This window comes from Acinetobacter sp. TYF_19, assembly GCF_043105125.1.
Taxonomy (GTDB): Bacteria; Pseudomonadota; Gammaproteobacteria; order Pseudomonadales; family Moraxellaceae; genus Acinetobacter; species Acinetobacter johnsonii.
This window is the reverse complement of sequence record NZ_JBICLH010000013.1, coordinates 30,844-50,552: the sequence shown is the minus strand read 5'-3', so window position 1 is coordinate 50,552 and position 19,709 is coordinate 30,844. Positions and strand designations below refer to the sequence as shown.

The window sequence follows — 19,709 nt, the reverse complement described above, 5'->3', positions numbered from 1 at the left end:
TATGGGTCAGAAGGTTCATCCAATCGGTATCCGCCTTGGTGTTGTAAAACGTCATAACGCCAACTGGTATGCGAGTCCGAAACAATACGCTGAATACTTGCTTAAAGATCTTCAAGTTCGTGAGTTTTTAACTAAAAAACTTAAGAATGCAATGATCAGCAATATTCTTATCGAACGTCCTACGGGCGCTGCTAAAGTAACGATTAGCACTGCACGTCCTGGTATCGTTATCGGTAAAAAAGGCGAAGACATTGAGAAATTACAGCGTGAACTTACTCAAATTATGGGTATTCCAGCGCAAGTAAGCATCAATGAAATCGATCGCCCAGACTTAGACGCTCGTTTAGTTGCTGAAGCTATCGCTTCTCAATTAGAAAAACGTGTAATGTTCCGTCGTGCTATGAAGCGTGCGGTTCAAAACACAATGCGTGCTGGTGCTAAAGGTATCAAAGTTGAAGTATCGGGCCGTTTAGGTGGTGCTGAGATTGCACGTACTGAGTGGTATCGTGAAGGTCGCGTACCTTTGCATACACTTCGTGCAGACATCGATTATTCAACTATGCGTGCTGAAACGACTTACGGTACGATTGGTGTTAAAGTTTGGATCTTCCGTGGTGAGATCTTGGGTGGCATGAAACAAGTCATGAACCCAGCTCCAGCTGAAGAACGTCCAGCTAAACGCGGTCGTGGTCGTGGTGAAGGTCAAGAGCGTCGTGGTCGTCGCAATGATCGTTCTGCTGAAAAAGGAGAATAATCCATGTTACAACCTAAACGTACTAAATTCCGTAAAGTGCAGAAAGGCCGTAACACTGGTCTAGCTCACCGCGGTAGCTCGGTATCTTTTGGTACAATCGCACTTAAATCTGTTGAGCGTGGTCAAATGACTGCTCGTCAAATTGAAGCAGCGCGTCGTACAATCAGCCGTCGTATTAAACGTGGTGGTAAGATCTTTATCCGTGTTTTCCCAGACAAGCCGATTACTTCTAAGCCTCTTGAAGTGCGTATGGGTAAAGGTAAAGGTTCTGTGGAATACTGGGTTTGTCAAATCAAACCAGGTAAAGTCTTGTACGAAATTGATGGTGTTAACGAAGAATTGGCTCGCGAAGCGTTTACGCTTGCAGCTGCTAAACTTCCGTTTAAAACCACTATCGTGACTCGGACGGTAATGTAATGAAAACTAAAGATCTACGTGAAAAGTCGGTAGAAGAGTTGACAGCTTTGCTTGATGAGCAACAGCTTAACCAATTCCGTCTTCGTATGGCAAAAGCAACTGGTCAATTGGGTAAATCGCACGAAGTTGCACTTACTCGTAAGACAATTGCTCGTATTAAGACACTCCTTACCGAAAAACAGGGGAACGGACAATGAGTGAACAAACAGTTCGCACGTTAACCGGCAAAGTAGTAAGCGACAAAATGGACAAGTCTATTGTTGTACTTATCGAACGCCGCGTTCAACACCCGTTGTATGGCAAATCAATCCGCCGTTCAACTAAATTACATGCTCACGATGAGAACAACACAGCTAAAACTGGCGACGTTGTGACTATCAAAGAAAGCCGCCCAATTTCTAAAACTAAGTCTTGGACTCTAGTTGAAGTTGTTGAAGCTGCTGCTGAGTAATTAGACGTATCTGTTGCATCATCGGTTAATTTCGAGTACTCTTTGAGCCTTTCGAAATTGTGACCGGTGATGCTCGGTTTTGGAGTAGGGCAATGATTCAAACCGAAAGTATGCTAGACGTAGCAGACAATAGTGGTGCTCGCCGCGTACAATGTATTAAAGTACTTGGTGGTTCACACCGTCGTTATGCTTCTGTTGGCGACATTATTAAAGTTACTGTAAAAGAAGCTATTCCACGCGCACGTGTTAAAAAAGGTGACGTGATGAATGCTGTTGTAGTTCGTACAAAATTCGGTATCCGTCGTCCAGACGGTTCAGTGATTCGTTTCGACGATAACGCTGCTGTTATTTTGAACAACAACAAAGCGCCGATTGCAACTCGTATTTTCGGACCAGTGACTCGTGAACTTCGTACTGAACAGTTCATGAAAATTATTTCACTGGCTCCTGAAGTTCTATAAGAGGCAATCATGGCTAAGATTAAAAAAGGCGATCAAGTTATTGTGATCGCAGGTAAAGAAAAAGGCAAACAGGGTACTGTTCTGTCTGTTTCAAATGACCGTGTTATGGTTGAAGGCCTTAACTTGGTTAAGAAGCATCAAAAGCCGAACCGTGCAACAGGTGCTGAAGGCGCTGTAGTTACACAAGAAGCTTCGCTTCATATCTCTAACGTGGCAATTTTTAATGCTACAACCCAAAAGGCTGACCGTGTTGGTTACCAAGTGACTGAAGGCGTGAAAACTCGCGTTTACAAGTCAAATGGTGAATCAGTGGCGGTAGCGAAGTAATAGGTTGAAAAGGCAATGGCCAGACTTAAAACGCGTTACAACGACGAACTTAAGGCTCAATTACAAGAGACTTTAGCCGTTAAAAATGTGATGGATATTCCTCGCATTACTAAAATCACGATCAACATGGGTGTTGGCGCAGCTGCTGCTGACAAAAAACTCCTTGATGGTGCTCTTGCTGATATGCAAGCTATCGCTGGTCAAAAACCAGTTCTTACGTTAGCTCGCAAATCAATCGCTGGTTTCAAAATCCGTGATGGTTGGCCGATTGGTTGTAAAGTTACTTTACGCGGCGAACGTATGTACGAATTCTTAGACCGTCTAATCTCGATTGCGATCCCTCGTATCCGTGACTTCCGTGGTTTCTCTGCGAAATCATTTGACGGTCGTGGCAACTACTCAATGGGTCTTAAGGAACAAATCATGTTCCCTGAAATCGATTTTGATAAGATTGATCGTATTCGTGGTATGGATATTACCATCACTACGACTGCTCGCACCGATGACGAAGGCCGTGCGCTTATGCGTGCATTCGGCTTCCCGTTCAAATAAGAGGTCGATATGGCTAAGAAAAGTATGATTAATCGCGAATTGAAACGCGAAGCTACTGTTGCTAAATACGCTGCAAAACGTGCTGAATTAAAAGCTGTTATTGCAAACGTAAATGCTAGCGACGAAGAGCGTTTCGAAGCGATGATGAAATTCCAAGCATTACCACGTAATGCGTCTCCAGTACGTTTACGTAACCGTTGTGGTTTAACTGGTCGTCCTCATGGTTACTTCCGTAAGTTCGGTTTAAGCCGTAACAAATTACGCGATACAGTAATGCAAGGTGATGTACCGGGCGTTGTTAAGGCAAGCTGGTAAGGAGCGCTATAGATGAGTATGCAAGATACCGTTGCCGACATGTTAACTCGTGTTCGTAACGCGCAAATGGCAAAGAAACAAACCGTTTCTATGCCTAACTCTAAGTTGAAGGTTGCTATTGCAAACGTTCTTCAACAAGAAGGTTACATTTCAAACGTAGAAGTTGCGGATGCTGAAGGCAAAGCAACTCTTACTTTGACTTTAAAGTATTTCGAAGGCAAACCAGTTATCGAAACTGTGAAACGCGTAAGCCGTCCAGGTCTACGTCAGTATCGCGGTAAAGATGCACTTCCGAGCGTTAAGCAAGGTTTAGGTATTGCAATTGTTTCTACAAGCAAAGGCATCATGACTGATCGCGCTGCACGTGCTGCAGGTATCGGTGGTGAAGTTATTGCTTTTGTTTCTTAATAGGTGATTCCTCATGTCTCGTGTGGCTAAAGCCCCAGTAACTGTACCTAACGGTGTAACAGTTACTCAGAACGGCCGGCAGGTCGAAGTGAAAGGTAGCAAAGGTACTTTGTCTTTCACCCTGCATGCGCTGGTCGAGCTTAAACAGGAAGACGGTATTTTAGCGATTGCTCCAAAAGCTGAGTCGAAAGACGCTTGGATGCAAGCTGGTACTGCTCGCGCTGTGCTTAACAATCTTGTAAAAGGTGTGAGCGAAGGCTTCGAACGTAAGTTACAACTTATCGGTGTTGGTTATAAAGCTGCGGTTAAAGGTAACATTGTTAACCTTAACCTTGGTTTCTCTCACCCGATCGACTATACGCTTCCTGAAGGTGTAACTGCTGAAACTCCTACAGCAACTGAAATTGTTCTTAAATCTGCTGATAAAGCACGTTTAGGTCAGGTTGCTGCAGATATCCGTGGTTACCGTCCACCAGAGCCTTATAAAGGTAAAGGTGTTCGTTATTCTGACGAAGTTGTACTTCGTAAAGAAGCTAAGAAGAAATAAGGCGCGAGGTTCTTATGAACGAAAAGAAACAATCCCGTTTGCGTCGTGCGAAAAGCACACGCTTGCACATCCGTGCGTTGGGTGCGACTCGTTTGTGTGTAAACCGCACTCCGCGTCACATCTACGCTCAAGTTATTTCAGCAGATGGTGGCAAAGTTTTAGCGCAAGCTTCAACTTTAGATGCTACTTTACGTGCTGGCACAACTGGTAACGTTGAAGCAGCTACTAAAGTAGGTGCTTTAATCGCAGAACGCGCTAAAGCAGCTGGTGTTACTAAAGTTGCATTTGACCGTTCTGGTTTCAAATATCATGGTCGTATCAAAGCCTTGGCTGATGCTGCTCGTGAAAACGGCTTGGAGTTCTAATCATGGCTAAAGTTGAACAAAACGAAGGTCTTGTTGAAAAGCTGGTTGCCGTTGATCGTGTAGCCAAAGTTGTTAAGGGTGGTCGTATCTTCTCTTTCACAGCATTGACTGTGGTTGGTGATGGTAATGGTCGTGTAGGTTTTGGTCGTGGTAAAGCACGTGAAGTTCCAGCTGCTATTTCTAAAGCACTTGAAGCTGCTCGTCGCAACATGATTACTGTTGACCTTGTTAACGGTACTGTACAGCACCCTATTAACGCGCGTCACGGTGCAAGCCGTGTTTACATGCAGCCTGCTTCTGAAGGTACTGGTGTAATCGCTGGTGGTGCTATGCGTGCAGTTCTAGAAGCTGTAGGCGTACGTAACGTATTAACAAAATGTTATGGTTCTACTAACGCTGCAAACGTAGTAAACGCGACTTTTAACGGTCTGCGTGATATGACTTCTCCTGAGAAGGTTGCTGCGAAACGTGGTCTTACAGTAGAACAAATTCAAGGGTAATCAATCATGAAAACGATTAAAGTTACCCAGACTAAATCTTCTGCGCATCGCTTGAAAAATCACAAGCTTAGCCTACAAGGTTTAGGTCTGCGTCGTATTGGTCATACTGTAGAAGTGCAAGATACGCCTTCTAACCGTGGTATGATCAACCAAGTCTACTATATGGTTAGTGTAGAGGAATAAGCCATGACTCTGCGTTTAAATGAGCTTGCACCTGCTGAAGGTGCAAAACGTGAAAATCGTCGTCTAGGCCGTGGTATCGGTTCTGGCGTTGGTAAGACTGGTGGCCGTGGTGTCAAAGGTCAGAATTCACGTAAGAGCGGTGGTACTCGTCCAGGCTTTGAAGGTGGTCAAACTGCGTTATATCGTCGTTTACCTAAATTCGGTTTCACTAGCCAAATCGCTTTGAAAACTGCTGAAGTACGTTTATCTGAGCTTACTAAAGTGGAAGGCGACATCGTTAGCCTAGAAACTTTAAAAGCTGCAAACGTTGTACGTAAAGATATGTTACGTGCTCGTATCGTACTTTCTGGTGAAATTACTCGTGCATTCACTGTTCAAGGTGTTGCTGTGACTAAAGGCGCTAAAGCTGCTGTTGAAGCTGCTGGCGGTAAAGTCGAGGAGTAATCGCTAGTGTCTATGTCTCCTAGTTCTTCAGGTCATGTCAATATGATGAAAGGCCAGCCATTTCATGTGAAATACCGTGAAATTATTCACCGCATGATGTTTCTCATCGGTGCATTATTGGTTTTTCGACTAGGAGCACATATTCCAGTACCAGGCATTAATAATGCCGCACTTGAAAATCTTTTTAATGCAAACCAAGGCACGATCCTTGGTTTGTTTAACATGTTTTCAGGTGGTGCATTAGAGCGTATGTCCATTCTTGCTCTTGGGATTATGCCGTACATTTCTGCATCGATTATCGTGCAGTTAATGTCTACAGTTATTCCTTCGCTGGAAGCTTTAAAGAAAGAAGGCGAACAAGGCAAGCGTAAGATTAATCAATATACGCGACAGGGTACATTGTTCCTTGCACTCGTGCAGGCAATTGGGATGTGTGCTGGTCTGATCAGTCAAGGTATTACCTTAACTGCAGGTCTGGCTTTCTACGTACCAGCTGTAACCTCTTTGGTTGCAGGTACAATGTTCTTGATGTGGTTAGGTGAGCAAATTACCGAACGTGGGGTGGGCAATGGTATTTCCATGATCATCTTCGCCGGTATTGTTGCAGGTTTGCCGAATTTAATTCTGCAATCAATATCATCAGTAGATAATGGTCAAACCAGTCTAATCGGCTTGGTTATTTTTGGCGTGTTGTCTCTGGCTGTATTAGCTGCAATTGTGTTTATTGAGAAGGCGCAACGTCGTATTCCAGTAAACTATGCTCAAAAACAACAAGGACGTCGTGTATTTACTGCACAACAGTCACATTTGCCATTGAAAATTAATATGGCCGGTGTGATCCCTGCGATTTTCGCAAGTTCATTGCTTTTGTTCCCTGCGAGCTTAGGGCAATGGGTGGGTAGTGCAGATCCGAATGCGGGTATTATCAAACGTAGTTTGCAAGATTTGGCATTGGTGCTTTCGCCTGGTCAGCCGTTGTATTTGGTGCTCTTTGGTGCGTTAATTATCTTTTTCTGTTACTTTTATACAGCGCTTGTATTTAGCCCGAAAGAAGTATCGGAAAACTTGAAACGCAGCGGGGCTTATGTACCTGGTATTCGTCCAGGTGAGCAAACTGCTCGTTACTTAGATCATATTCTTAACCGTTTGACATTTATTGGCGCGATTTATATCACCATCATTTGCTTAATGCCGATGATTTTACAAAGCTCATTTGGTATTCCATTCTCTTTAGGTGGTACCTCTTTGCTTATTGTTGTGGTGGTAGTGATGGACTTTATGGCTCAGCTGCAAGCACATCTCACCTCGCATCAGTACGATAATCAAACGTTAATGAGAAAAACGACTGCTCATCCTAAGGGATAAGCGCACTTGAGGTTTCATCATGAAAGTACAAGCTTCTGTAAAGAAAATTTGTGGTAGCTGTAAAGTTATCCGTCGTAATGGGGTTATTCGCGTAATTTGTAGCGCAGAACCTCGTCATAAGCAGCGTCAAGGTTAATCTGATCAAGACCTGTTGATTTCAGTAGGCTAATTAGGTTATTATCCGCCCCTCAAGATTTTTGTGGGGCGGTTGATTGTCTTAACTGCCTTTTTGGAGAAAATTGAATGGCTCGTATTGCCGGTGTAAACATTCCGGATAACAAGCATGCTGTTATCTCTCTAACGTACATCTTTGGTGTAGGTCGCCACACTGCTAAGAATATCTTGGCTGCTGTTGGTATCGCGCCGACTACAAAGATCCGTGAATTAGATGACGCTCAGCTTGATGCGATTCGTGCAGAAGTTGCTAAGGTTCCGACCGAAGGTGATTTACGTCGCGAAATTTCCATGAACATTAAACGTTTAATGGATTTAGGCTGCTACCGCGGTCTTCGTCATCGTCGCAGCTTGCCTGTCCGTGGACAACGCACCAAAACTAACGCACGTACCCGTAAAGGTCCGCGCAAACCTATTAAGAAATAAGATTTCTGGAAGCTAAAAGATGGCTAAAGATACTCGCACACGCAAGAAGGTCACTCGTACCGTTTCTGAAGGTGTTGCACACATTCACGCTTCTTTTAATAACACCATTGTGACTATTACCGATCGTCAAGGTAATGCACTGGCTTGGGCTACCTCTGGTGGACAAGGCTTCCGTGGATCACGTAAATCAACTCCGTTTGCTGCTCAGGTAGCTGCTGAAGTTGCTGGTAAAGCTGCTTTAGACTACGGTTTGAAAAACTTGGACGTCCTTGTAAAAGGTCCTGGTCCTGGTCGTGAATCTGCGGTTCGTGCTTTAGGTGCAGTGGGTTATAAAATTAACAGCATTACCGATGTGACGCCAATCCCGCACAACGGTTGCCGTCCACCTAAAAAACGTCGCGTGTAAGGAGAAACATTCATGGCTCGTTATATTGGTCCAAAATGCAAACTCTCTCGCCGCGAAGGGACAGACCTGCAATTAAAATCTGGCGTTAAACCATTTGACGTCAAAACTAAAAAAGCTGCTAAAGCTCCTGGCCAACATGGCGGAGCGCGTGGTGGCAAACAATCTGAGTACTCACTACAATTACGTGAAAAACAAAAAGTACGTCGTATGTACGGTGTTTTAGAGCGTCAATTTAGTAATTACTATAAAGAAGCTGCTCGTGTGAAAGGCGCAACTGGTGAAAACTTGTTGAAACTGCTTGAAAGCCGTCTTGATAACGTCGTTTATCGCATGGGTTTTGGTTCTACACGTGCAGAAGCTCGTCAGCTTGTATCTCACCGCTCGATCACTTTGAATGGCCGTCGTGTTAACATCGCGTCTATTCAAGTTAAAGCTGGTGATGTAATTGCTGTGCATGAAGGTGCTAAACAACAATTGCGTATCAAAAACGCAGTTGAATTAGCTGCACAACGTGGTATTCCTTCTTGGATGGAAATTGACCATTCTAAGTTGGAAGGTACGTTTAAAGCTGCACCAGATCGTTCAGATTTACCTGCTGAAATCAACGAAAGCTTGATTGTAGAATTGTATTCTAAATAATCCTTGAGGTAGCAATATGACGCGTACTGCAAATGAGTTTCTAACTCCGCAAGCGATCAAGGTCGAAGCGGTTAGCGGGACCTCGGCAAAAGTTATTCTAGAACCCTTAGAGCGTGGCTTTGGTCATACTCTGGGCAATGCTTTACGTCGCATCCTTCTTTCTTCTTTACCTGGCGCTGCTGTGGTTGAAGTTGAGATTGAAGGTGTCGAGCACGAGTACAGTACTTTGGAAGGCTTGCAGCAGGACATCGTCGAGCTCTTGCTGAACCTAAAAGGATTGTCTATTAAGCTGTTCGATCAAAATGAAGCTTATTTGACATTAGAGAAACAAGGTCCTGGCGACGTAACTGCCGCTGACCTTCGTTTGCCTCATAATGTTGAAGTGGTTAACCCTGAACATTTGATCGGTACTTTAAGTGCTTCAGGCTCATTAAAAATGCGCTTGAAAGTTTCTCAAGGTCGTGGTTATGAAACTTCTGACTCGCGTTTCCCAGAAGGCGAAACTCGCCCTGTAGGTCGCTTACAGTTAGATGCTTCTTATAGCCCAATCAAACGTGTGTCTTACACAGTGGAAAACGCTCGTGTAGAACAACGTACAGACCTTGATAAATTGGTCATTGATCTTGAGACCAACGGTACAGTTGATCCTGAAGAAGCGATCCGCAAAGCGGCAACAATCTTGCAACAACAAATTGCAATTTTTGTTGACCTTCAGAAAGATCAAGCTCCTGTTGCTCAAGAACCTCGTGAAGAAGTTGATCCGATTTTGCTTCGTCCAGTAGATGATCTAGAGCTTACTGTTCGTTCTGCTAACTGTTTGAAAGCAGAAAACATTTACTACATTGGTGATCTTGTACAGCGCACTGAGGTTGAGTTACTCAAAACTCCTAACCTTGGTAAAAAATCGCTTACTGAGATCAAAGATGTTCTGGCTTCAAAAGGCTTACAACTCGGCATGCGTTTAGAGAACTGGCCACCAGCTAGTCTCCGTATGGACGATCGTTTCGCCTATCGTAGCCGTTAATTAAGTAGGACTATCACCATGCGTCATCGTAATAGTGGTGTGAAATTAGGCCGTACAAGCAGCCATCGTAAAGCGATGTTTCAAAACATGGCTAACTCTTTGTTTGAGCACGAGTTGATCAAAACAACTGTGCCTAAAGCAAAAGAGTTACGTCGTGTAGCTGAGCCTTTAATCACTTTAGCTAAAAACGATACTGTTGCAAACCGTCGCTTAGCGTTTGCTCGTACTCGTTCAGCAGCAACTGTTGGTAAATTATTTACCGTTCTTGGCCCTCGTTACAAAGAACGTAACGGCGGTTATCTACGTGTTCTTAAAGCGGGCTTCCGTGCAGGTGATGCTGCGCCGATGGCTTACGTTGAACTAGTAGATCGCGAAGTTAAATAATTTCGTAGAACTGTTCAGTTGTTCTTAGAAAAAGACCAGTGTTTCACTGGTCTTTTTTTATGGGTTTTTGTTCGACAATCTTTGTATTTTGGCCTGTAGTGACATATTTTACGAAAGATCTGCTTAAACTTGACATTGTGTATTGTCAGTTTTATGGTTTAATAATAACAGAATATAAGACAGGATAAAAACAACATGGATAAGCACGTCGATCTGCTCATTGTAGGTGCTGGTATTTCAGGTATCGGCCTTGCGGCACATTTAACCAAGCATTGTCCACAACGTTTGTTTGAAATTATTGAACGTCGTGACAGCTTTGGTGGAACATGGGATTTGTTTAAATACCCAGGTATTCGTTCTGATTCAGATATGTCGACCTTTGGTTTTAATTTTAAACCGTGGCAACAAGCCAGTGTTTTGGCAGATGGTTCTTCGATTAAGGGCTATTTGGCGGAAGTCATTGATGAACAGAAATTCAAAGAAAAAATTCATTTTAAGCATCGCGTACTCAGCGCCAATTATGATTCTGCTCAGAAAAAGTGGCAGGTGGTGATTGAGAATGCAAAAGGCAAAAAAGAAAACTGGATTGCAAATTTTGTGTTTGGCTGTACAGGCTATTATAACTACGACCAAGGCTACCAACCTGATTTTCCAAATAAGGAAGTATTTAAAGGCGAGTTTGTAAATCCACAGTTTTGGCCTGAAAAATTAGATTATACAGGTAAAAAAGTCGTCATTATTGGGAGTGGAGCGACAGCGATTACACTGGTGCCTGCGATGGCCAAAGGTGGGGCGTCGCATGTCACTATGCTACAACGCTCTCCAACTTATATTGCTTCGGTGCCATCGATTGATTTTATGTATGACAAAATGCGTAAAGTGTTGCCGGAAGATGTGGCTTATAAACTGACTCGTGCACGTAATATTGGGATGCAACGCGGGATTTATGCACTCGCGCAGAAGCAACCGAAATTGCTACGCCGACTGCTGCTCCAGTCGATTAAGATGCAGCTCAAAGGTAAAGTGGACATGAAACACTTCACCCCAGAATATAATCCTTGGGATCAACGTTTATGTGTGGTGCCAGACGGTGATTTATTTAAAATTCTTCGTTCAGGCCAAGCCAGTGTTGAGACAGATCAGATTGAGCGCTTTACTGAAACGGGTCTCCAATTAAAGTCTGGTCAGCATTTAGAGGCCGATATTGTCGTCTTAGCCACTGGTCTAGAAATTCAAATCTTGGGTGGTATTCAAGCAACCATTGATGGCAAACCGTTAGATACCTCTAAACATATGTTGTATCAGGGCGTGATGGTGAGTGATGTACCGAATATGGCGATGATTATTGGCTATATTAATGCGTCATGGACCTTGAAAGTGGATATTGCAGCTGAATATATTTGCCGCTTACTCAACTATATGGATCAAAAGCAGTGGGCTGAAGTGATCCCGCAAGGGGATGCGACAGAGCTGATGGATGATACGGTCATGGGCAGTTTAAGCTCGGGTTATATTGCACGTGCTGCCAATGTGATGCCAAAACAGGGTAAACATGCGCCATGGAAAGTTAGCAATAATTATCTTGCGGATCGGAAGACATTGAAAAGTGCTTCTTTTGAGGATGGAGTACTGAAATTTGCTAAACGTAATACAACATTGGACCAGAAACCTAAATTGGTGTCTTAGGCTGAGTGGTTGATTTTAAAAGGAGCGTAACGCTCCTTTTTTTATGGAAATGACTTTAGGGTGTTCTGTTTTTACTTTCTTAAGCTGTAGGACTGTTAGATGATTTTAAAAACTTAAAAGATAATGAATAGGGAATATTTTGAATATCATAGAACAAAGTTACCATGTCCCATTTGCGTCAAACATGATTCATGCCAAAAAATGGCACACTGATGCAGCTGATCATACTTTAGCTCCGATTATTTTAATGCACGACTCATTAGGTTGTGTGGCTTTGTGGCGGGATTTTCCTGCCCAACTGGCACAAGCGACCGCGCGCGTGGTCTGTGCCTATGATCGATTGGGTTTTGGTTTATCTGATCCGAGTACGCAGCCACTGGCACATAGTTTCGTCATCACTGAAGCAGAACAGACCTTTAAAGCTGTATTGGATTATTTTTCGATTCAGGACTTTGTCATCTTAGGACATAGCGTGGGTGGGGGCATGTCTGTTGCGATTGCTGCGGCTTATCCAGAGCGTTGCCAAGGATTAATTTCAATCTCGGCACAGTATGCGGTTGAAGCACTGACATTGAAGGGGATAGGCGAAGCAAAAATTGGCTTTCAACAAGCGGGACAAATGGAACGTTTAGAGAAATATCACCCTGAAAAGGCGCAGTGGGTACTTGATGCATGGACTGAAACATGGCTATCGCCCATTTTCCAAGATTGGAATTTGGCCAGTGTGATTAAAGATGTGCGTTGTCCAACCATGGTTATTCATGGTGAACTGGATGAATACGGCAGTACGGCACAACCCCAGCAGATTTTTGAAGGGGTATCTGGGCAGGCTGAACTGCACATATTAGAAGGTTTACATCATATGCCACATAAAGAGCAACCAGAGTTGGTGGTTGCCTTGATTGCGGAGTTTCATCAAGTACATTGTTAAAAGTAAAAGCCCATCGAAAGATGGGCTTTTTGATCTTAGAGTGAACGGGAAATTAACTCTTTCATAATTTCATTGGTTCCTGCATAAATGCGATTGGCACGATTATCTAGATAAGCCCGTGCAATCGGGTATTCCAGCATATAGCCATAGCCGCCATGCAGTTGTAGACATTCATCGACAACTTTAGAAAACATCTCGGAAATTTTATATTTGGCAGCCGCTGCGGCATCAATGCCGAGACTCTCTTCCAGTTGCAATTGCATACAACGGTCGAGGTAAGCGCGGCAAAAATCGATTTCTGTACGTAACTCCGCCAGTTTAAAGCGGGTATTTTGAAAGCTTGAAATCGCTTTTCCAAAAGCTTTACGCTCTTTGGTGTACTGAACGGTATGCGCCAGTGCTGCTTCTGCCCCCGCTTGGCAGATAATGGCCACCAACATGCGCTCCCAAGCCAGTTCTTTCATCAGCATCATAAAGCCCATGCCCTCCATCCCGAGCAAGTTTTCTTTAGGCACGCGCACATGATCAAAAAACAATTCGCAGGTGTCTTGTCCTTTCATTCCAATTTTATTGAGGGGTTTACCTTTACTGAACCCTGCACGATTAGCTTCAACGATGATTAATGAGAGATTGGCTGAACCTTTTTCGCTGTCGCCTGTTTTGCAGACTACAATCGCCATATCGCACAAATAACCATTGGTAATGAAGATTTTGGAGCCATTGATAATATAGTCATCACCGTCTAAAACAGCCGTCGTTCGTACCGCTTGCAAGTCTGAGCCTGTGCCAGGTTCAGTCATAGCAATGGCTGTGACGGTTTCACCTGAAGCCATTCGCGTTAACCAATAGTGTTTTTGTGCTTCACTGCCAAAGTTATTGATATAGTTCGCGACAATGTCCGAGTGTAGTGAAAACCCAGTTGAGGAATCCATGGCATAGGCTTGCTCCTCAATCAAAATCATACTGTACAAGCGGTCTACACCTGAGCCACCATAAGCTTCAGGCATGGTGGCGCACAGTAGCCCCATGGCACCTGCTTTATTCCATAGCTCACGATCGACATGCTGCTGTTGTTCATATTTTTCAATATTTGGAACAACTTCTTTGGCATAAAACTTTCGCACAGTTTCTCGAAATGCCTCATGTTCAGCATTAAATAAGTTGCGCGGCAGCATATTGTTTAACGGGCGAATTGCGCCTGATTGCATGGAAACTCATCCTGATGTTGTTATTTTGCTAAGAGAGTAGTGAAAAGCAGGACATGCGACAATGGACTGAATGCTCAAATCTATTTGATTTTTTGATGAGTTTTGCCAGTTGTTAAAATTGCGACATTTAACTAGTGGCGAGGGCGGTGTGATCGGTTAAACTAAGCCGTTTCAATTAATTTGGGGAATGTAATGACTGAAGAAATGAGCTTGGAAGAACGTAAAGTAATCTACCGTGCACGTCGTGGTTTAAAAGAAATTGATGTGTACTTTGACCCTTATGTGAAAAATTATTATCTTCAGGCGGATTCTGCAGAAAAGGCCATGTTTGCGGCCTTGGTTGAACAAGAAGATCCTGATTTGCTGGATTGGTTTATGGAAGTCTCTGAGCCGCCGCACCCTGAAATGAAAACATTGATTCAAAAATTAAAGCATTATGTACACGGATAAGTGCAATGGAACATCGTCATTTTCAACTTAAACCCAGCCGACTGGCTTATGTGTTTCAGTTGTCGATTTATGCCGTTCTGATGCTGGTCCTGTATCAGCTACTTCCTTTTGGACTGTGGCTGATCGCTTTGGTTGCTGGCTTTGTGCTGTATTTGTTTTTTCTACGTGGGCCGCAACATTTTCAGCTTCAGCATTTAGATGGCCGTGATTGGTCTTTGTCACTTCAGAAACAAAGCAATGCGCAACGCGTTCAAATCAGCCATATTGTGGATCATCGTGCTTATATTGTGATTTATTTTCAACATTTTAGAGCAAAACCGATGTTGGTTTGGTGTGATCAGTTACCCATCACGCAATGGAAAGCCCTGAAAATACTTACTAAAATGCAATAATTGTTGGACAATTTTAATTCGTAATATCAACCTAAAATATTGAAAAATAATAAATATAACCATATCGTATTTTGCGTTGTCTGACATATCTGAAGAAACTGATGTGCTTTTTTGGATTGTCAGACAACTTTCCTACAGTTTTTTGATCTTAAAATGTACATTCAAATCACCAACAGCAAACAAGGAAAATCGTATGATGATCCCAACTTGGATGTTTCTAGTGGTAGCAATTGTGTTAGCGATTGTTATAGGACGATTAGGAACTGTGCTGAAGGAACGATTTGCACCAAACAAAGCCTAGCTAGGCTTCCCAGTTGATAAGTAGCATGTGCCGAACCGTCGCTATGCTACTTTTTTTTGCCTAAAAAAAAGTTGAGGCGTCATTTTAGTCAATTTTCCGCTTTTTATTTCATGGCAGAGTAGTGGTCTGATTTAGAGTAAATACTCTTTTCTTCGGAAAATGCTTCTGCTATGTTTGTCAGCATGGACACATACAATTATACAAATAGAGGACAGGAAAATGTCGCAAGTCCAAAAAATAGGCCAAGGTGTGGCTGTTGTAGCGCTTACAAGTTTATTATTTTCGGGTTGTTCACAAGTGGTTAAAACAGGTGCCAATGTTGCGCTCGGGTTTAGTGAAAAACATATAGTACCGCCTATTTTAGCCATGGAAGATGCTGAGATGGTGTGTAACTCAGGCAATGCTTTGACTCCAGCGATTATGTCGACCAAAGATATGGGAGCAGATCCAACGCGTGTGGCAGTTTTACTGTATTCAGCATCAGGTATTTGTGCGGAGAATCAGGCGCTTGAGGCAGAGTTACGTTATTTGCGTGCCTCGAAAGCAGGCAATGTTTCTGAAGCACAGGATGCTCGAATTGAACAAAAGCGTTGGGCGGCGACTGCAGCACAACGTCAATATACTGGCTATCAACTTTTTCAAAACCGATGGGAAAAGAAATATAAGAAACCATTGGGTGAAGGCTGCCCAAAAATGAACAGTGATTTGGATCAAACTGTATATATGCTGGGGATGTTGAGTGGGTTACAAGCCATGACCAATGATATTAACTCTGGTGGTGTAGTCAATGTTCCTAAAGACATTGCGGCTATTGTTGAACGTGGGATGGTATGTCTAGACAATGAAAAGTTTTGGGGTGCGCCGAATGCAACACGTGCGGTGATTTGGACCTTATTGCCAGGTGCGGGTGAAGGCAAACCTGATCCGTATCAGACCTTGAAACAATCGATGCAAATTGGGGAGCAAAAAGGGGTTCGTTTATCTCATGCAATGTATGCAATAGCGGCTCAAGCCAGTGGGGACGATGCCAAGATTCGTGATGCATTGAAAAGTTATGCGGCCTCTTATAGCGATGAAAAACAGAGTAATCCACAATTTAAACTGATTGATAGTATGGCCTCGAGTATGGTTCAGGGGATTTCAGATCGTTATTGGACTGAACACACGGGGACACGAACTGGGGATGGTGGTATGGCACATTTCTGGGATGAAAAAGAAGACCGTTCTGAGCTAGATGAGTTGTTTAGTGAAAGTTAACCAATTTTAAACTGAGCCGAAGCGCAGAAAAAATAACAATAAATAAATGAGCAACACGATAAGGACATGTGATGCATGATCAATTTTTGAATCGAAAAATCATTTTGATTGCGTTTGTCGTGTCGATCTCGGCATGCCTACAGATTTTTAAAGATCAATTTATTTATTGGCGAGTGGATATTTTTCCTGAAATTTGGCGCTTGTGGACCGCGCACTGGGTGCATGTGGGATGGATTCATTTTGCACTCAATATGCTGGCTTTTATGTGTTTGCCTTTTATTTTTCCACGGGCCCGTGTCTGGCATTTTGTGGCATTATTGCTGATTTTACCGCCGTTGATTAGTCTGAGTTTTTATTATTTTTTGGGGGATATTGAAGCCTATGCAGGGCTGTCTGGTGTGCTGCATGGAATGTTCACTGCCATAGCCATTGTCCATTTGCTATACCGTAAAGAGCGGATGTTTGCGAGTTTGGTGTTGTTTCTCATTTTAGGCAAATTGATTTGGGAAAATACCTTTGGCGAGAGTGCTACGGCTGAACTGATCGGTAGTCCAGTTTTAGTCGAAGCACATTTGTTGGGCGTGATCTGGGGAATTGTGATTGCAGCTTTGTATTTAATCGGGGTGAATCTATTTGATGAATAGAGGATTGACCTAAATTCTAAAAAGAAAATCTAGATTGTCATATTCAAAAATATAAATTTGATGCAAAGATAAACAAAACAAAAATCTAAAGGCAGAGAGAAAGGATAAGCTCGAGCCGACTAAAACGACAGGTTCTACGGTGTATTGCGCCGAATAGAACTGTAATAAAAATAGGAAACAACATGCAGAATCATGGACAGCGCAGATCAGGACTCGATCTGCTGAAGTATATATGGACCGAGTGGATTTCTACTTTTGTCATTCTGATTTTACTGTTACTTACGTTATTAATTGGTACAGGTGAAATGATTCATGGCCAATTGCTACGTATGGGCGAGCGCTTATATGGCGATCCAGCCACAAGTATGCAGTATTCTTTTTTAAGGGCAGAGCCAGCCAAGCCAGAGTGTAATCGTCAGCCGAATGTGGATGCTATGGTCAAAACCCAAATGCAAGCCAACGCTGCCGATGAGTTCGCTGACTTCTTTGGTACGGCTTCGGAAGCTGATGTGCGTGCATCCATTTTGGCGGGTGTGCAGCAGTGTGAAGAAAAGTATCAGTTTTATGATAAAGCCATGCAACATATGGAGGCACATCCAAGTATTCGAGCCTATCGTAATTTTGAAACCACTTTTTTCGGTATTTTTAAATTCGGAACAGAAAATCGTGCCATTCTGTTGATTTTTATGGTGGTTTTAGCTGCGATTAGTGCCACCTTAAAAATCCATCATATTGGTTTGCGTGGCCCTTCAACCAAGCTGGATTATCGGGTTTATAGCCTACTGATGACACTGGGTAATGGTTTATTAACCTACTCAAGCATTAGTCAATTTAACTCAGTCAAAGACTCGGGTGTACCGATGAATGGCGAAACCCAGTTGATTTATTGGCTGTGGATGGTTTTATTTGGCGTACTGACATTGATAAGTGTGTGGCAGCTGTTTAGCCCACCGAAAGAGGCCAAAGCTGGCGGGCGTCTAGGCTTTGCTTTTCTGAGTGTGCCTCTGTATGCCTACATGGCGGTGATTACGGGTGTGGCATTTATCTTCTTCATGGACTACCCTATGGGGCAAGGGATTTACTTGGGACAGTTGGTTGAGTTCTCGAGTATTTTCCTGAATTTAGCACTGTTTATTTGGGCGGGTATGTTGTTGAAACAAACCCGTGTCGTGGATCTGTTCTTAAATATTTTGCGTCCATGGAATTTGGCTCCTGAAACTTTAACTTGGTTGATTTTAATCGCTGCGGCTTTACCGACCGCATATACGGGTGCATCGGGGATCTTTGTGATTGCAGCAGGGGCGATTATTTATAAAGAAGTTTGGAATGCAGGTGGACGTCGTCAGTTTGCTTTGGCTGCAACGGCAATGTCGGGTTCGCTGGGTGTAGTTTTGCGTCCATGCTTATTGATTGTGGTGGTGGCATCCTTAAACAAAGAAGTCACGACGGATCTCCTTTATCAATATGGGGTTTATACTTTCCTACTGACCTCAACACTGTTTTTAGTAGTTTCGCTCTTCTTTGCAGAGAGTAAATTCCGCATCGCGGCACCGAGTTTGGCCGCACCTAAATCAGGGCGTGCTTTCCTAGCGGTAGTGCCGTATATCGTGATTTTTGTCCTCACGTGGATGTTCTATAAATACTTATTAGACACTGACTTAAATGAATTTACTGCACCCGTGATGATGCCTGTGATTTTATTGATGATCGTGTTGTTTGATAAATTACGTCATCAGCCTGCGCCTTTGCCTGCTGTGGGGCATTGGGATGAGACACTCAGCGCAAATTATAACTCGGGTGGTGAACCTGCATTGGCTGGGGCTCAAGTTGCCCATGCAGAATACCGTGAAGGGCTACATGGTAATGCCGCAGATGATGGACAAGTGGTGAATCATGGGGTGGTTCAATCTAGTTCCATGGACGTGTTACGCCAAGTCGGTTTTTGGAAGTCGATGCATATCTCGACCAGTGAAACCGTTGGACACATTGGTGCTTTGGTTATTTTAATGGCACTGTCGGTGAGCGTGGGCGGATTGCTTGAACGTACGGAGGTAATGAGTTTCTTCCCGACTGATATTAGCAGTACGTTCTTGGTCATTACCCTGATTTTGGGGTTGATGGTCTTTGTTGGGATGATTATGGATCCGTTTGGCGCCGTGATCTTGATTTCTGCGACGGTTGCACCTGTGGCCTATCAATATGGTATTCATCCTGTCCATTTTTGGATGATCACCTTGATTGGCTTTGAGTTGGGCTATGTGACACCACCTGTGGCTCTTAATCATCTTTTAGCAAGACAATCCATTGGTGATGCCGAGGTGAATGAGGCCGATGAGGAAGTGCGTCATTTATCTTTCTATTATCGTTATGAACGTTGGATTTTACCTTTGATCGTGTTGTTCCCAGCGATGCTGATCATTGCTTATGTTCCATACTTCTTTAAGTTATTTGGCTGGTATCACTAAGTTGTGAACTTGAGTTAGACCATAAAAAAGCATCTTCGGATGCTTTTTTATGCTTTGGATTTTATTCATGATGATTTTAAGGAAAATGGTTTCTTTGTAGCGACTAAACAACTACCCACTCAAATCAAAACAAAGTACAAGGGTATTGTTAAGCGTCCCATCTTAAAAAATCAGCCCTTACTTGCTCAATGATAAGAGCTAATCGACAAATAAACTCCTTCTAAAAGATATCC

Annotated in this window: 27 protein-coding genes and 3 pseudogenes; 29 read left to right on the top strand and 1 reads right to left on the bottom strand. The window is 43.3% G+C overall.

All coding sequences use genetic code 11. From position 1 onward, the window contains the following. Position 1 precedes the first annotated feature (1 nt). The 23 genes and pseudogenes from rpsC to ACF8FD_RS00670 all read left to right on the top strand — a co-directional run bounded on the left by rpsC (position 2) and on the right by ACF8FD_RS00670 (position 12,759). Positions 2–818, top strand: a pseudogene (gene rpsC / locus ACF8FD_RS00780) (30S ribosomal protein S3). Continuing rightward, on the top strand, positions 758–1,171 hold the full coding sequence (gene rplP / locus ACF8FD_RS00775) for a 50S ribosomal protein L16 (RefSeq protein WP_004691317.1): 414 nt from the start codon (positions 758–760) through the stop codon (positions 1,169–1,171). The pseudogene rpsC and the gene rplP overlap by 61 nt, the downstream one beginning before the upstream one ends. Further along, positions 1,171–1,368: a 50S ribosomal protein L29 gene (gene rpmC, locus ACF8FD_RS00770; RefSeq protein WP_004650482.1), complete on the top strand. Its 198-nt coding sequence runs from the start codon at positions 1,171–1,173 to the stop codon at positions 1,366–1,368. Before rplP ends, rpmC begins: the two co-directional genes overlap by 1 nt. Continuing rightward, the gene (gene rpsQ / locus ACF8FD_RS00765; protein WP_004691314.1) at positions 1,365–1,622 is read left to right on the top strand and encodes a 30S ribosomal protein S17; all 258 of its coding nucleotides are present in this window, start codon (positions 1,365–1,367) and stop codon (positions 1,620–1,622) included. Before rpmC ends, rpsQ begins: the two co-directional genes overlap by 4 nt. A 92-nt stretch (positions 1,623–1,714) precedes the next feature. Then, positions 1,715–2,083 carry a 50S ribosomal protein L14 gene (rplN, locus tag ACF8FD_RS00760; protein WP_004657680.1) on the top strand — a complete coding sequence of 123 codons (369 nt, stop codon included), beginning with the start codon at positions 1,715–1,717 and terminating at the stop codon, positions 2,081–2,083. A 9-nt stretch (positions 2,084–2,092) separates the two neighbouring features. After that, positions 2,093–2,410: a 50S ribosomal protein L24 gene (gene rplX, locus ACF8FD_RS00755; RefSeq protein WP_004691313.1), complete on the top strand. Its 318-nt coding sequence runs from the start codon at positions 2,093–2,095 to the stop codon at positions 2,408–2,410. A 15-nt stretch (positions 2,411–2,425) separates the two neighbouring features. Continuing rightward, the gene (rplE, locus tag ACF8FD_RS00750) at positions 2,426–2,962 is read left to right on the top strand and encodes a 50S ribosomal protein L5 (RefSeq protein ID WP_004691311.1); all 537 of its coding nucleotides are present in this window, start codon (positions 2,426–2,428) and stop codon (positions 2,960–2,962) included. Positions 2,963–2,971: 9 nt separating this feature from the next. After that, complete coding sequence (gene rpsN, locus ACF8FD_RS00745) at positions 2,972–3,277, top strand: 30S ribosomal protein S14 (RefSeq protein WP_004691309.1); 306 nt, start codon at positions 2,972–2,974, stop codon at positions 3,275–3,277. Positions 3,278–3,289: 12 nt separating this feature from the next. Next, positions 3,290–3,685 carry a 30S ribosomal protein S8 gene (gene rpsH / locus ACF8FD_RS00740; RefSeq protein ID WP_004691308.1) on the top strand — a complete coding sequence of 132 codons (396 nt, stop codon included), beginning with the start codon at positions 3,290–3,292 and terminating at the stop codon, positions 3,683–3,685. A gap of 13 nt (positions 3,686–3,698) precedes the next feature. Then, positions 3,699–4,232, top strand: a complete 534-nt coding sequence (gene rplF / locus ACF8FD_RS00735) for a 50S ribosomal protein L6 (protein ID WP_004691306.1) — start codon at positions 3,699–3,701, stop codon at positions 4,230–4,232. A gap of 14 nt (positions 4,233–4,246) precedes the next feature. Beyond that, positions 4,247–4,597, top strand: a complete 351-nt coding sequence (gene rplR / locus ACF8FD_RS00730) for a 50S ribosomal protein L18 (protein WP_004650473.1) — start codon at positions 4,247–4,249, stop codon at positions 4,595–4,597. 2 nt (positions 4,598–4,599) lie between these two features. Continuing rightward, entirely contained in the window at positions 4,600–5,097 is a 498-nt protein-coding gene (rpsE, locus tag ACF8FD_RS00725) for a 30S ribosomal protein S5 (protein ID WP_004691304.1), read from the top strand. Between the two features lie 6 nt (positions 5,098–5,103). After that, positions 5,104–5,280 carry a 50S ribosomal protein L30 gene (gene rpmD, locus ACF8FD_RS00720; RefSeq protein WP_004691302.1) on the top strand — a complete coding sequence of 59 codons (177 nt, stop codon included), beginning with the start codon at positions 5,104–5,106 and terminating at the stop codon, positions 5,278–5,280. Between the two features lie 3 nt (positions 5,281–5,283). Further along, positions 5,284–5,724, top strand: coding sequence for a 50S ribosomal protein L15 (gene rplO / locus ACF8FD_RS00715; RefSeq protein WP_004691300.1), 441 nt, complete (start codon positions 5,284–5,286; stop codon positions 5,722–5,724). A 45-nt stretch (positions 5,725–5,769) separates the two neighbouring features. After that, the gene (gene secY, locus ACF8FD_RS00710; protein ID WP_234305133.1) at positions 5,770–7,089 is read left to right on the top strand and encodes a preprotein translocase subunit SecY; all 1,320 of its coding nucleotides are present in this window, start codon (positions 5,770–5,772) and stop codon (positions 7,087–7,089) included. Between the two features lie 19 nt (positions 7,090–7,108). Then, positions 7,109–7,225: a 50S ribosomal protein L36 gene (gene rpmJ, locus ACF8FD_RS00705; RefSeq protein ID WP_000867907.1), complete on the top strand. Its 117-nt coding sequence runs from the start codon at positions 7,109–7,111 to the stop codon at positions 7,223–7,225. 107 nt (positions 7,226–7,332) lie between these two features. Then, the gene (gene rpsM / locus ACF8FD_RS00700; protein WP_004691296.1) at positions 7,333–7,689 is read left to right on the top strand and encodes a 30S ribosomal protein S13; all 357 of its coding nucleotides are present in this window, start codon (positions 7,333–7,335) and stop codon (positions 7,687–7,689) included. 19 nt (positions 7,690–7,708) lie between these two features. Next, positions 7,709–8,095, top strand: a complete 387-nt coding sequence (gene rpsK / locus ACF8FD_RS00695; protein WP_001040166.1) for a 30S ribosomal protein S11 — start codon at positions 7,709–7,711, stop codon at positions 8,093–8,095. Positions 8,096–8,107: 12 nt separating this feature from the next. Next, a complete protein-coding gene (gene rpsD, locus ACF8FD_RS00690; protein ID WP_004691294.1) occupies positions 8,108–8,734 on the top strand; it encodes a 30S ribosomal protein S4 in 627 nt (208 codons plus the stop codon). 16 nt (positions 8,735–8,750) lie between these two features. Beyond that, positions 8,751–9,758 carry a DNA-directed RNA polymerase subunit alpha gene (locus ACF8FD_RS00685; RefSeq protein WP_004691292.1) on the top strand — a complete coding sequence of 336 codons (1,008 nt, stop codon included), beginning with the start codon at positions 8,751–8,753 and terminating at the stop codon, positions 9,756–9,758. A gap of 18 nt (positions 9,759–9,776) precedes the next feature. Further along, entirely contained in the window at positions 9,777–10,142 is a 366-nt protein-coding gene (rplQ, locus tag ACF8FD_RS00680) for a 50S ribosomal protein L17 (protein WP_004691290.1), read from the top strand. A gap of 195 nt (positions 10,143–10,337) precedes the next feature. Then, positions 10,338–11,828: an NAD(P)/FAD-dependent oxidoreductase gene (locus ACF8FD_RS00675; protein WP_234304463.1), complete on the top strand. Its 1,491-nt coding sequence runs from the start codon at positions 10,338–10,340 to the stop codon at positions 11,826–11,828. A gap of 139 nt (positions 11,829–11,967) precedes the next feature. Next, positions 11,968–12,759 (top strand): alpha/beta fold hydrolase, encoded by a 792-nt coding sequence (locus ACF8FD_RS00670; RefSeq protein WP_392452852.1) that lies wholly within the window; start codon positions 11,968–11,970, stop codon positions 12,757–12,759. 35 nt (positions 12,760–12,794) lie between these two features. Here ACF8FD_RS00670 and ACF8FD_RS00665 read toward each other — a convergent pair whose 3' ends face one another. Next, positions 12,795–13,967 (bottom strand): acyl-CoA dehydrogenase family protein, encoded by a 1,173-nt coding sequence (locus ACF8FD_RS00665; protein WP_234304464.1) that lies wholly within the window; start codon positions 13,965–13,967, stop codon positions 12,795–12,797. Between the two features lie 192 nt (positions 13,968–14,159). Between ACF8FD_RS00665 and ACF8FD_RS00660 the strand changes: the two genes are divergently transcribed. The 6 genes and pseudogenes from ACF8FD_RS00660 to ACF8FD_RS00635 form a co-directional block, all read left to right on the top strand. After that, positions 14,160–14,417, top strand: coding sequence for a succinate dehydrogenase assembly factor 2 (locus ACF8FD_RS00660; RefSeq protein ID WP_004691282.1), 258 nt, complete (start codon positions 14,160–14,162; stop codon positions 14,415–14,417). Positions 14,418–14,422: 5 nt separating this feature from the next. Beyond that, a complete protein-coding gene (locus ACF8FD_RS00655; RefSeq protein ID WP_279678744.1) occupies positions 14,423–14,809 on the top strand; it encodes a protein YgfX in 387 nt (128 codons plus the stop codon). A 520-nt stretch (positions 14,810–15,329) separates the two neighbouring features. Beyond that, positions 15,330–16,367 (top strand): hypothetical protein, encoded by a 1,038-nt coding sequence (locus ACF8FD_RS00650; RefSeq protein WP_125280250.1) that lies wholly within the window; start codon positions 15,330–15,332, stop codon positions 16,365–16,367. A 71-nt stretch (positions 16,368–16,438) separates the two neighbouring features. Beyond that, positions 16,439–17,011 (top strand): rhombosortase, encoded by a 573-nt coding sequence (rrtA, locus tag ACF8FD_RS00645; RefSeq protein WP_004691274.1) that lies wholly within the window; start codon positions 16,439–16,441, stop codon positions 17,009–17,011. 182 nt (positions 17,012–17,193) lie between these two features. Beyond that, positions 17,194–18,796 (top strand): annotated as a pseudogene (locus ACF8FD_RS00640) (hypothetical protein); the annotation flags it as partial. Positions 18,797–18,936: 140 nt separating this feature from the next. Then, positions 18,937–19,476, top strand: a pseudogene (locus tag ACF8FD_RS00635) (TRAP transporter large permease subunit); the annotation flags it as partial. Between the last annotated feature and the right edge of the window lie 233 nt (positions 19,477–19,709).